This window comes from Marinobacter sp. S6332 (assembly GCF_023016045.1).
Taxonomy (GTDB): Bacteria; Pseudomonadota; Gammaproteobacteria; order Pseudomonadales; family Oleiphilaceae; genus Marinobacter.
Genome location: NZ_JALKAP010000003.1, coordinates 88,584 through 101,212 on the forward strand (window position 1 = coordinate 88,584; position 12,629 = coordinate 101,212).

11 protein-coding genes are annotated in these 12,629 nt (G+C 53.6%); 8 read left to right on the top strand and 3 right to left on the bottom strand.

Annotated features, from left to right (window positions below; all coding sequences use genetic code 11):
• Nucleotides 1-55 precede the first annotated feature (55 nt).
• Together MWU62_RS05110 and hdhA are read right to left on the bottom strand one after the other, a co-directional pair.
• The gene (locus MWU62_RS05110; RefSeq protein ID WP_247113848.1) at nucleotides 56-1,366 is read right to left on the bottom strand and encodes a serine hydrolase; all 1,311 of its coding nucleotides are present in this window, start codon (nucleotides 1,364-1,366) and stop codon (nucleotides 56-58) included.
• Between the two features lie 63 nt (nucleotides 1,367-1,429).
• The gene (hdhA, locus tag MWU62_RS05115; protein ID WP_247113849.1) at nucleotides 1,430-2,197 is read right to left on the bottom strand and encodes a 7-alpha-hydroxysteroid dehydrogenase; all 768 of its coding nucleotides are present in this window, start codon (nucleotides 2,195-2,197) and stop codon (nucleotides 1,430-1,432) included.
• A 205-nt stretch (nucleotides 2,198-2,402) separates the two neighbouring features.
• Between hdhA and MWU62_RS05120 the strand changes: the two genes are divergently transcribed.
• From MWU62_RS05120 to MWU62_RS05130, 3 genes are all read left to right on the top strand, one after another.
• Nucleotides 2,403-2,765, top strand: a complete 363-nt coding sequence (locus MWU62_RS05120; protein ID WP_247113850.1) for a hypothetical protein — start codon at nucleotides 2,403-2,405, stop codon at nucleotides 2,763-2,765.
• Nucleotides 2,766-2,994: 229 nt separating this feature from the next.
• Complete coding sequence (locus MWU62_RS05125; RefSeq protein ID WP_247113851.1) at nucleotides 2,995-3,216, top strand: hypothetical protein; 222 nt, start codon at nucleotides 2,995-2,997, stop codon at nucleotides 3,214-3,216.
• Between the two features lie 157 nt (nucleotides 3,217-3,373).
• On the top strand, nucleotides 3,374-4,933 hold the full coding sequence (locus MWU62_RS05130; RefSeq protein ID WP_247113852.1) for a BCCT family transporter: 1,560 nt from the start codon (nucleotides 3,374-3,376) through the stop codon (nucleotides 4,931-4,933).
• A gap of 59 nt (nucleotides 4,934-4,992) precedes the next feature.
• Here MWU62_RS05130 and MWU62_RS05135 read toward each other — a convergent pair whose 3' ends face one another.
• Nucleotides 4,993-5,877, bottom strand: a complete 885-nt coding sequence (locus MWU62_RS05135; RefSeq protein ID WP_247114121.1) for a LysR family transcriptional regulator — start codon at nucleotides 5,875-5,877, stop codon at nucleotides 4,993-4,995.
• 104 nt (nucleotides 5,878-5,981) lie between these two features.
• Here MWU62_RS05135 and MWU62_RS05140 point away from each other — a divergent pair, with 104 nt between their 5' ends.
• The 5 genes from MWU62_RS05140 (at nucleotide 5,982) to MWU62_RS05160 (ending at nucleotide 12,618) form a co-directional block, all read left to right on the top strand.
• A complete protein-coding gene (locus MWU62_RS05140) occupies nucleotides 5,982-7,421 on the top strand; it encodes an aldehyde dehydrogenase family protein (protein ID WP_247113853.1) in 1,440 nt (479 codons plus the stop codon).
• 16 nt (nucleotides 7,422-7,437) lie between these two features.
• Entirely contained in the window at nucleotides 7,438-8,415 is a 978-nt protein-coding gene (locus MWU62_RS05145) for a membrane dipeptidase (RefSeq protein WP_247113854.1), read from the top strand.
• 76 nt (nucleotides 8,416-8,491) lie between these two features.
• Nucleotides 8,492-10,048, top strand: coding sequence for a BCCT family transporter (locus MWU62_RS05150; protein WP_247113855.1), 1,557 nt, complete (start codon nucleotides 8,492-8,494; stop codon nucleotides 10,046-10,048).
• Between the two features lie 51 nt (nucleotides 10,049-10,099).
• A complete protein-coding gene (locus MWU62_RS05155) occupies nucleotides 10,100-11,854 on the top strand; it encodes a hypothetical protein (protein ID WP_247113856.1) in 1,755 nt (584 codons plus the stop codon).
• Complete coding sequence (locus MWU62_RS05160; RefSeq protein WP_247113857.1) at nucleotides 11,851-12,618, top strand: DUF3726 domain-containing protein; 768 nt, start codon at nucleotides 11,851-11,853, stop codon at nucleotides 12,616-12,618. The genes MWU62_RS05155 and MWU62_RS05160 overlap by 4 nt, the downstream gene beginning before the upstream one ends.
• The last annotated feature ends 11 nt before the right edge of the window (nucleotides 12,619-12,629 follow it).

Sequence of the window (12,629 nt, forward strand, 5' to 3'; positions counted from 1 at the left end):
TCACAGGATCGGGTAAGGACCGCAGTTGAGCGAGCCCGCAAACGATCGTTGGCGTTTATTCCCGAGACATCAGGTAGTCAGCTACCGCTCGATAAGCGGGTAGCGACGTGGGATCGTTTGCTGCGTTGCCTGCAACCGGGTTCGAGGCAAAGCGCACGATCACCATGCTGGCAGCCGGATTAATCCAGACAGTTTGCCCATGCACTCCGCGCGCGGAAAATGATCCATGACCGTCATGACTGACCCACCACATGCCGCGATAACTCCAGCCTTCTAATAGACCGTATCCGGCCTTGGCAAAGGCCTCTTTGCTACCACCCTCACGGATCCGGTCAATTGCTTTCGCGGGTATGACCTGCTCGCCGTTCCACTGCCCTTCGTTTAATACAAGCTGGCCAAAACGGGCCAGATCTCTCAGGGTTGCATTGAAGCCTCCGCCCGCAAACGGTGTTCCAATGGAGTCAACCGTGTAGAAAGCTTCACGTGAGGCTCCAATTTTTGTCCAGATGCGGCTTGAAAGGTAATCCGCAACGGAGGTACCCGTGGTTTTCGCTACCAGCCAGCCGGCAGCATCCGCATTTACTGTTTTGTAGCCAAATGCTTCACCGTGTTCGCTTTTTTTCTTTACGGTCTGCAAGTACTCAAAATAGCTGCGCGGCCCTTCGAAACCAGCCGGCTTGGGTAATGGGCTGCCAGCCGCAGCGTAAGTCCAGACTTCAGCTTTCGGATCGGAATAATCCTCCGAATAATCCAACGCTGTGGTCATATCCAGAACCTGACGCACGGTAGCATCACCAAAGGCGCTTTGTTCCAGTTCCGGAATAACATCGCTAACCGGCGCGGATTCATCCAGTTTGCCCTCTGCCACCAGAACCTCGGCCATCAGGCCGGTCAGGCTTTTAGTGACGGACATGGCACCATGAAGGGTCTGTTTATTCAGGCAGCCGTCATAGCGTTCGTAAACAATGCGGCCTTTGTGAAGGACCAGAATGCCGTCTGTATAGTTTGCATCGAAAGCTTCCCGCCAGGTCATTGGCGCGTCACCATCCAGCGGCGTAAATTCCACCGCGTCCAGCCCAGCATCAAGGTCAACGATCAGTTCGCTGGCACCGTCGTTGCCATTGCGAACGGCAGCGGTGGGCATTAACTCCCTGAAATGGCAGACCGTCCAGCGTAGTTTGGGAAACGCAAAGTAATCTGGGTCACTGAACCGTATCGTTTTGTCCGCAGGCGGCGGGAAACCCTGCATCCAGCCGAGTGCATCAGGTGTCGACTCGTCTGCCGGGAGGGGAGATTTGTCCGCGGCCATAGCGCTACCTCCCAGAAACAACCATGCAGATAGAAAGACGCTTATCGTAGTTTTCATTGTTTATCCTTCATACAGCTACGGTATGGTTTCGATCATTCGCAATGACGCAAACGCTCGGGATCAATCCAACTCCTGCACACCGCCGCCGGAAACGGTCAGAATCTGGCCACTGATCCAGCTTGCAGCCGGTGAGCACAGGAACAGCGCTGCGTTGGCCATGTCATCTGGCTCTCCCAGACGGTTAATAGGCGTGTGTGCCAGCATGGCCTTTTCGATATCATTGTTAAGCACAGATTTCAGCGCATCGGTGCGGGTAGCACCGGGGGCGACACCGTTCACCCGAATGCCCATCGGCCCCAGATCAAACGCGATATTACGCAAAAGATGGCTGGTAGCCGCTTTGGATGAACCATAAGCCGCCATGCGCTTGTTCTTGTTCTCGGCCGACATGGAAGTAATCGCAAGAATCGAACCCGTACCCGCCTTTTCCATTTCCGGAGCGGCCAGTTGCGCCAGGCGAAACAGCGAGAATACGTTCAAATCATAAGCCCGTCGAAATTCCTCCATCGACATGTCAAAGGGCTTAGGGCCACCACCACCGGCGTTGCTGACAAGAATATTGAGTTTGCCAAATGTTTGCACTGTCTGGCTAACCAGCGCAGCCAGATCGTCTTCTCTGGTCACGTCGCACGCCATGCCTGCGGCCCTGCCGCCACTCTTATTGATGCCGTCTGCGACCGCGTTGGACGTGTCTGAGTCAAGGTCGCTGACCATCACAGCGGCTCCCGCTGCTGCAAATGTCTCAGCAATGGCACGCCCTATTCCAGCCCCTGCGCCGGTAACGACGGCCACTTGATCATTAAGTGTGAAATCTGAGGGGTTATACATGCTGAGGTCTCCCGGAAGCGTGAGTGAGTCTTTGGAATTTGCGAGGGCTGCCAAAGGTTGACTGGTATGGCCTGGCCAACTCGATTACTGTTTTCATATAAACAGGTACGACTGATTGATAGCAATGGCGGTGTTCCCCATTTTGGGTAAGCATGCGGGGTTGATACCCATCCAACCTTTCATTTCGATAACTTACGGATCACTCATGAATATCGAAGAAGACAAGATGTCGGCGCATATTCCGGCGTTCTCGGACTTGTTGATCACGCTTCGCGCTGAGCTCGGTAACGATCTTGATCTGGTTCTGATCATGGCAGTCATTTCAGAGCGCCACTACGCTCGCGCGAACCATGCGCCCGGCATCAACGCGCTCTCGCTTGCAATGTACGCAGACATTCCCCGCGAAACCGTGCGCAGAAAAGTTGCCAAGCTCATCGGGAAAGGCTGGGTGAAATGCAATGATCAGGGAATTCTTTCGCCAACGCCGCAAGCAGCGATCGACCTGGCAAACGGAACAGCTGCAACACTCAGATATCTCAGTGCGGTAAGGCAACCCACCGGACACTAAGACCCGACTGCTCCAGCAGTCGCCAGGCCATTGGCAAGTGGGTTGTGGAAATCTGAGCCATCATTCTCTCAGTAACAACTAACAGATTGGGCGTCTGGCATGTATTTCGATAACGACGGATTATCTCGCTCAGGCCGACACCGTTCAGGAAGTCGAAGATGCAATCGGTCAGGAGTCAAGCCTCGGTAAACAGCAACAGCATATCGAAAACGCCCTCGGGCTCGTTCTGATGGCTGCCTACTCAATGGTTTCCATTGACCGCGCCAGTCTAGCCATGAAACACCTTACCGAAACACTACTTTGGCTAAATCACGAGCCAGACATTCCGATTCGGGCAGAAAAGGTGGATCTTTCCGAGCTTATTCGTGAACTGGCCGGAGAAATGACCTATCTACTGGCTGGCACTACGAGTCGCGCCAGCAGGCAGGAATCCATAGGGTCGCTCTGGTGATTCATCCCACCTCAGGCTGAGTTTGTGCCGGTTGAACAAAACAAGCTGCAAGCACTGACGCTCACTTCAGATGTCGGAAAAACCCCTTATACATTGGTATTAACAGGCACTTTGTGGCACTGTCGCGCGCCGGAAATTATTAAAAAAGGTTTAGTTTATGATTAAGGGTAACGACAAATCAGGCGGAGACTATTCTATAGCTCAGCTTGGCGACCCGGTAGTTCTTACTCTCAGCGTTGGCTTTATTGCGTTGTTTGTTGGTTTCTCTTTGTTTGATCTCAAAGGCGTAGCCGAGCTGATTGGTAACGGTTTTGCCTGGACGGCAAAGGTGTTTGGCACCTACTTCCAGATGTTGTTGTTGGCTACATTCTTTATCGCTATTGGTTTGGCTTGCACACCGGCAGCCAAAGCTAAAATTGGTAATCTGGCCAAACCGGAGATGAGCACCTTCCGTTGGCTATCTATCATTATGTGTACATTACTGGCCGGAGGCGGCGTGTTCTTTGCCGCTGGTGAGCCCATCTATCACTTTGTTGTGACGCCACCCGCATTTACATCGGAACCCGGCACCGCTGCTGCCGTCTCCAATGCCATGGCGCAATCGTTCATGCACTGGGGCTTCCTGGCTTGGGCTGTTCTGGGCACCTTGGCCGCCATCATTCTGGCCCACGCCCACTATGTACAGGGCAAGCCACTGCAACCACGTACCCTGCTTTACCCGGTATTCGGTGAACGCATCATGAGCGGCTGGTTAGGCAGTGTTGTAGATGCATGCTGCGTCATTGCTATTGTGGCCGGGACTGTTGGCCCCATCGGGTTTCTTGCAACCCAGATGAGTTTTGGTCTGAGCGAACTGTTTGGCCTGACTGATGGTCTGGTAACACAAATGGCTATCCTGATTGCCTTGGCTATGATCTACGTGACCTCTGCGGCAACCGGTGTTCACCGTGGCATTCAGTTTTTGAGCCGGATGAACGTATTCTTGGCGTTGGCAATCGGGGCCATTATTTTTGTCTTCGGCCCTACTTTGTTCCTGACCAACACCTACTTCCAGAGCATGGGCCAATACGTGTCATCCTTCATGGCTATGGCGACCATGACTGCAGATACAGCCCCGGGCTGGTGGATGCAGTGGTGGACCGTGTTCTTCTTCGCCTGGTTTATTGGCTATGCACCGCTGATGGCCATTTTTGTGGCTCGCATCTCTCGCGGCAGAACCATTCGTGAAATGATTTTGGCGGTTGCTGTTATGGCACCCGTTGCCACCACCATCTGGTTTACCCTGCTGGGCGGTTCAGGCATCTACTACCAGATGACCGGCGTGATTGATCTGGCTGAAGCGCTAAACAGCTTCCGCTTTGATATAGCAACTCTGACGGTTGCCCAGGCTCTGCCAGGCGGCGGCTTCATGGCTCTGGCCATTCTGGTACTGACCACGGTTTTTGTTGCCACCACTGGTGACTCCATGAGCTATTCCATTGCCGTTGTGAGCACAGGACACGATCAGCCGAATACCTTTGTGCGCGCATTCTGGGGCTTGGCAATGGCAGGTATGGCAGGCATTCTGCTGTACATGGGTGCGGGCCAGATCAGTGTGCTTCAACAGTTCATTGTGATCACCGCTATTCCGGTGTCGCTGATCCTGCTGCCTTCTCTGTGGCTCGGCCCCAAAGCGGCTTATGCCATGGCACGGGAACAGAAGCTGATTCCTGAGTAAACAATACTAATCAGCAGCCTCGGGAGTGTCGCTCTCAGGCTGCTGATGTTCTTGCCCCATCACACCACGTCATACTGCAGCTTCGCCAGTACAAAAGAATGCATAGCTTGAGCCGCTGGGCTGAGCGTGCGATTTGCCGCCTGCACCAATCCAATTCTTCGAACCACATCCGGATCACTTAACGGAATAAAGCACAGGTTAACGCTGTGTTCCGGGAAGGCTAATCTCGGCAGGGTTGTTATGCCAGCACCCGCTTCCAGCATGGCAATCAGTGAAATCATATTGGAGATGTAAAAGGCGCTGTTCTCAACCAACTCAGTTGCGGCTGTGCCCATCAATAGCCGGGATGTTCCGTTTCGGATCAGCTTTTCGCCCCGCAAGCTACGCCAATCCAGCGACGTTTCCGCAGCAAAGGCATGGTCCTTACGACAGACCACACCAACCTTGTCCTCGAACAGGTGGGTGTATTCCAGTTCATCCGTATTTTGCCAAAGACTGGTTATTCCCAGATCAACCTCGCCGTGCGCAACCATCTGACACACATAGTGGGCATTTTCATCATGCAAGCTGATATTGAGGCCGGAAAACTGCTCGATAAACTCCGCCAGAAAAGAGGGCATAATTCGGCTCGCCACTGAGGGTACGGTAGCGATGTGTATATGGCCTTGCTGCCCACCTGCCTCGCTCACCACTTCTTTTGCAGTGCGATCATGCTGCCCAATCAGGTCACGGAACCTTGGCAAGCAGTACTCACCAAACGGCGTTAGCTTGTTTTGTGCTCCGCGCTCAAAAAGGTTTTGCCCAAGTCGGCTTTCCAGCTCACGCACCGCCATTGATATGGCTGGCTGGGTACGGTGTAGCCGACGGGACGCCCCGTGAAAACTTCCCTCTTCCACAACCGTGATCACATAACGTAACTGCTGAATTTTCAGCTCTGGCAATATTGCACTCACCTGATAAGCACTCCTTATCACTCAATCTTTATAATTGATTATTCTTATTATTACATCTTGACTAGTATGCATGCATCGTAAATAAGGAGGTCGTAATGTCCACTTCTCATCCGCTTTATATCAATGGCCAATGGGTAACCGGGGCTAGCAGCATCACCAACACCAGCCCGTCTGATCTCAGCGATGTTATCGGTCAGTATGATCAGGCTACCAACGAGCAAACCAAAGAGGCCATCAGTGCCGCCCAAGGCGGTTTTGCCCAGTGGAGCCAAAGTGGCCTTGAGCAGCGCTACAATATTCTGATGGCAATCGGTAACGAGCTGATTGCACGAAAGGACGAGCTGGGCGAGTTGCTTTCCAGAGAAGAGGGCAAACCTCTAGCGGAAGGCAAAGGCGAAGTGTATCGCTCTGGCCAGTTTTTCCATTACTACGCTGCTGAGGTGTTGCGCCAGATTGATGAGCGCGCAGAGTCTGTACGCCCTGGCGTAGAAATCGACGTTCGGCGCGAGCCGCTTGGTGTAGTGGGCGTTATCAGCCCATGGAACTTCCCGATGGCAACCGCCGTTTGGAAAATTGCCCCGGCACTGGCCTTTGGCAACGCCGTGGTATTCAAGCCCGCCAATCTGGTTCCAGCCAGCGCTTGGGCGCTGACAGAAATCATCAGCAGGCAGGATTTGCCAGCGGGCACATTTAATCTGGTAATGGGTTCCGGTGGCGAAACCGGCGAAACACTGATCAACAGCCCGGATGTCCAGGCCATTACCTTCACCGGCTCCCTAGAAGTCGGCCGTAGGGTTGCAGCAGCTACCGTGGGCAATCTGGTTAAGTGCCAGCTTGAGATGGGCTCAAAGAACGCTTTGATCGTGCTTGATGATGCAGATCTCGACCTTGCCGTAGAAGCTGCGTTCAACGGTGCCTTTTCAGGTAGCGGTCAAAAGTGCACCGCATCCTCACGTTTAATCGTTACCGAGGCTGTTCATGATGAGTTTGTGGCAAAGCTGAAGGCACGGCTGGAGCAAGCCAAGGTCGGACACGCGCTTGAAGAAGGTGTACAGATTGGCCCCATCGCCGACAAGCGCCAACTGGAATCCAACATGGCGTGGATTGAGCGCGCCAAGGCCGACGGTGCAACACTCGCGTTTGGTGGCTCCAGGGTAGATGCCAAAGCCGCTGGTTATTACATGCAGCCTGCGCTGTTCACCAACACCACTAATGACATGGCAATCAACCGAGATGAAGTATTCGGCCCCATTGCATGCGTTATAAAGGTGCCCGATTACGAAACCGCGCTGACTACTCTGAACGACACCCAATACGGGCTGACCGCAGGCATCATCACCAACTCGCTGAAGATCGCTTCGGACTTCAAAGCTCGGGCACAAACCGGCTGTGTAATGGTGAATCTGCCAACCGCAGGCACCGACTACCATGTTCCGTTTGGAGGCCGTAAAAACTCCAGTTTCGGTCCCCGTGAGCAAGGTCAGTACGCCCGCGAATTCTACACCGTTGTGAAGACCTGCTACGTGCGGGCCTGATAAGAGGACGAATTCCATGCTCACCATTGATGGACTTCAATACTCCAACTGGTCCCGGGAGATATTCGAGCAGATGCGTGCTGGCGGTGTTTCCGCCGTGCACGCCACTCTGGTGTACCACGAGAACACACGGGAGACCCTGTCTCGCTTTGGCGACTGGAACCGGCGCTTCGAGCAACACAGCGACCTGATCATGCCGGTCTATGAAGCAGAGGATATTCAGCTAGCACAGGAAGCTGGCCGAATCGGCATCTTCTTTGGCGCCCAGAACTGCTCGCCTATTGAAGATGATATCGACATGATCGAGGTGATGCGTCGCCTCGGCTTGATGATCATGCAGCTCACCTACAACAACCAGAGCCTGCTGGCCGCAGGTTGTTATGAAGCTGAAGACAGCGGCGTGAGCCGGTTTGGCCGCCAGGCCATCGCGGAAATGAACCGTGTGGGCATGATCATTGATATGTCCCACAGTTCGGAGCGGTCTACTTTGGATGCCATTGAGCTATCCAGCCGGCCAGTGATTATCTCCCATGCTAACCCGACATTCTTCCACCCGGCCAAGCGAAATAAATCAAATACCGTGCTGAAAGCCATCGCACAAAGCGAGGGGCTGTTGGGTTTCTCGGTGTATCCGTTCCACCTCAAAGATGGCCCGGACTGCACTCTTGAAAGCTTCTGCAACATGGTGGCCGATACTGCGGATTTGATGGGTATAGACCACATCGGCATTGGCACGGATTTGTGCCAAGGGCAGCCGCAGTCAGTTCTGGACTGGATGCGCAACGGGCGCTGGTCAAAGGAAATGGATTTTGGCGAGGGCAATAAAGCCAATGCTGGCTGGCCTAGGCCTCTGTCTTGGTTCAAGGATAACCGCGACTTCCCTGCCATTATCGAGGGTTTGCGACAAAAAGGATTTAACGAAGCAGAGATAGAAAAAATCATGGGTCTCAACTGGCTGAACCAACTCAAAATCGGTACCAAGCCTTTGCAATGACTTTGAAATGCCAGCAAGCACGGATGGCCACACAGCACAGATAGGACAAGGTGCAAAAACAACAAAGGTAGGCATCATGAAAAACAATAACATCAAGCCAGGTGGAGACTATTCCATAGCACAGCTTGGCGACCCGGTAGTCCTTACCCTCAGTGTGGGCTTTATCGCCCTGTTTGTGGGCTTTTCCTTGTTCGATATCGAAGGCGTGGCCGAGCTCATCGGCAACGGCTTCGCCTGGACAGCCAAAGTATTTGGCACTTACTTCCAGTTGCTACTGTTGGCAACTTTCTTTATTGCCATCGGCCTAGCATGCACTCCCGCAGCCAAAGCCAAAATCGGCAACCTCGACAAGCCGGAGATGAGCACCTTCCGCTGGCTGTCCATCATTATGTGTACCCTGCTGGCCGGTGGCGGCGTCTTTTTTGCCGCTGGCGAACCCATTTATCACTTTGTGGTTACCCCTCCGGCATTCTCCACAGAACCGGGAACCGCAGAAGCAGTATCCAAAGCGCTGGCACAGTCTTTTATGCACTGGGGCTTCCTGGCTTGGGCGGTACTGGGCACTCTGGCGGCGATTATTCTGGCTCATGCACACTATGTGAAGGGTAAACCTCTGCAACCACGCACACTGCTTTACCCGGTGTTTGGTGAGCGCATCATGAGTGGCTGGTTAGGCAGTGTTGTAGACGCATGCTGTGTTATCGCCATTGTGGCTGGCACGGTTGGCCCTATCGGCTTTCTGGCGACCCAGATGAGCTTTGGCTTGAGTGAACTGTTTGGTTTGACCGACGGTATTACCACACAAATGGTGATTTTGGTTGCACTGGCGCTGATCTACGTAACCTCGGCGGTTACCGGTGTACACCGGGGCATTCAGTTCCTGAGCCGTATGAACGTGTTTCTGGCTCTGGCTATTGGTGCCATTATTTTCATCTTCGGCCCAACGCTGTACTTCACCAACACCTACGTTCAGAGCATGGGTGAGTATGTGTCTTCGTTCATGGCCATGGCGACTATGACCGCAGACACTGCTCCTGACTGGTGGATGCAGTGGTGGACGGTGTTCTTTTTTGCCTGGTTTATCGGCTACGCGCCTCTGATGGCTATCTTCGTTGCCCGCATTTCCCGGGGCAGAACCATTCGCGACATGATTCTGGCCGTCGCAGTGATGGCACCGATTGCCACCACTGTCTGGTTCACCCTGCTGGGTGGTTCGGGTATCTACTACCAGATGACAGGCGAGATTGATCTGACTGAAGCCCTGAACAACTTCCGCTTTGATGTGGCCACGCTCACCGTAGCACAAGCACTGCCGGGCGGTAGCTTTATGGCGCTGGCAATTCTGGTACTGACCACCGTGTTTGTGGCCACCACCGGTGATTCCATGAGCTATTCCATTGCTGTCACCAGCACTGGTCACGATCAGCCGAACACCTTTGTTCGTGCCTTCTGGGGCATGGCGATGGCCGGTATGGCCGCTATCCTTCTGTACATGGGTGCGGGCCAGATCGGGGTGTTGCAGCAGTTCATTGTGATCACCGCTATCCCGGTGTCATTCATTCTGCTGCCCTCTCTGTGGCTTGGGCCCAAAGCTGCCTATGCTATGGCACGAGAGCAGAAACTCATTTCCTGATAACTTTGAACACTAGCCTGTAGATATGCCTGTAAGGGCAAGGGTGAGATCATGATTTCAGCAACCTCAGCATCCGCACCACAAGACAACCTACGCCCTGCAAGCGAGGTTATGAAGCTGGAACGACTAGGCAGTATGTTTGCTAGCAGGCTCAGCTTTGTTAGATCGCTAATGCGAAAAATGATCGCCGAAAGCTGGCAGATTACCAATACGGTGTTTGATCTGGATTCAAAGGGCCACGGTCTGGCGATCTACCGGATTGCAACACCGGGTAACTACTACGAGTGTGTGATTTTTTCCAGAGACCTGGCTCCGGAAATGCGGTCTGACCGGGTAATAGCGGAAGCATGGGATGTCACCTTTGCTCTGGTTGAAGGTGAAGCAGAAAGCTCGCTGCTGGAACAAATGGCGGCCAACGTGCCCTTGCAGGAAGCCGGCCGCCAGCACCCGAGGGTGCTTGTGCTCTCGCGGGCCAACAAAAGCCTGCGCAATTTCAGCCAGTTTTTAGCAGCTCTTTCTGAAGGAAAACAACCTGATCCTGCGTGGCTAACGGCCGTTGGATATCTCTATAGAACCACTGCAGTTTATGGCAACGGCAAGTTTGGCATTGCTGACTTTGCCCGCCTTGAACGCAATCCGGACTTCAATCGTCCATTTGCAGCCCAGATGCTGGCCGTTTACGTGCTGCGGCAGTTCTCAGTGGAACAGCTGAATTATCTGGCAAAAACACAGTCCCCCGATCAGGCGGTACCTTTGCACCCTGAGCTACAACGCTATTTGGGCATTGGCAACTCCACAGGGCTTGGCATGGCGCCGTTCCTTATCAATCACCCACAACTGATTCAGCAGTGGGTTTACGGTAGAGAGCGCGCTCTGGCCTTTGCCCGTGCAGAGCCTGCAAATGAACAAACCCACAAGGCATTGCGATCTCTGATGGCTCGTGCCTTAAAGCACCTGCAGCAGACCATCACTGAAGATGAGGAACAGACCCTGCGCAATCGGGAAACAGCCAAGTCGGTTATTGAAGTTATTGAATGGCTCGATAGCACGCCAGCACACCAGGGGCTTTATGAAGAGCTAATAAGCTGGGCCGGGAATCACTGCTCACTTGAGGCTCAGGAACTCATCAACACCATGCTGATAGAGCTGTACCCGGAACTGGTTGAGCCTATTGATGATGAACTGGGCTGTCAGGAATCCATGGACCTGAAGCCAGACATGAAAGCCTCGAAACTGCGCGACCTGATTCACGAAAAATTTGATTGGGCTCTGAGTTACCGCGAGGACTGCCCCGATGACAACTACTGGTTCTGGTACCGCTCCGTCGAAAAAGAGGAACCCAGGTTGGGCATTCGCGGGACGGAATCTGGCGCAGAGAAGGAGTTGGCCCTCGCGGTTGGCCCACGGATTAGCCGCTGCCTTACAAAGCTGGATGAATTTCTGGAAAGCATCCCAAATGCCATAGTGGTGGAGTTTCTCATGGCTAATCCGGGTCAGAAGGAATGCGTGCGCCGCATCCAAACTCTGGGAGACACACCGTACGGGGAGATCCGCGCAAACCTCTGGCACAGGGGCATGAAACCTATGCACCTGTTAAGAACCAAACTGTCGTTTTTTGGTGCCAGCCGGTTTGATCCAAAGTCTGACCGTTGGGTGCGTATTACCTTGTTTCAGGGGGCACCACTGCCTCGTGAACTGAACGATCCTAATCTCCCGTTACACCAATTGGATGACTGGGGCTTTCCTCTGGAACCTGACCTCGAAGGTATAGAGAACGGCCAGAAAGCCCGAGGTGACAAGCTATGAAAGTGTCATACAACGAGCTGCAAGTGCTCTCTCGAAAGGCGTTCATCGGAATAGGCTTTGACGACGGTGACGCCAGCGATGCCGCCGACATGGTGGCCTGGATGGAAGCCCATGGTCTTAAGGGCTTAGCGGCTCTGGGGAAAGGTCTGGACTTTCTGCTCAACGAAGACAAATCCCAGCCGCCCAAGCTGATCTACCAGGATGCGGATTTGTGCGTTGTAGACGCCCAGAACAAAACGATTCTGGGCCACGCCAGCCTGGCAATTGAGCTGGGCTATGCAAAATGTCGAGCCAGAGGCCTCTCGGTTACCAAAATCCGCCACTGCCATAATCGAATGCTGATTGTGGGATATCTTTCCCGCATCGCCCGCCGTGACATGAGCGTTACCGCATTCTGGCGCGACTCTCACGAGCCGTTGACAGAAATTCTGGTGAGCTTTAAATCAGGCGAGGCAGAGCCGGACATATGTATGTACGGCTTGCCCGCCACGCCAGACGATACCGAACCCAACGATGGCATAACACTGGTGATGGTGAACCACGTAGACCTTCTACCAAACCTAAAACCCGAAGCGCCGGCAAATGATCTGATTTTGCAAAATCGCGCTGCGATGCTGGACTGGCATGAGCGATCACTCGTTGATGGCATCGAAGTAGACACTGCGCTTTGGGAGCGACTCAAAGTACTGGCAACAAAAATGCTGGTAGAAGCTTCCGACGATTCACGCCAAGGCGCTGGCGCCGGAACAACCGACAACGATTGATACCAAGGAGT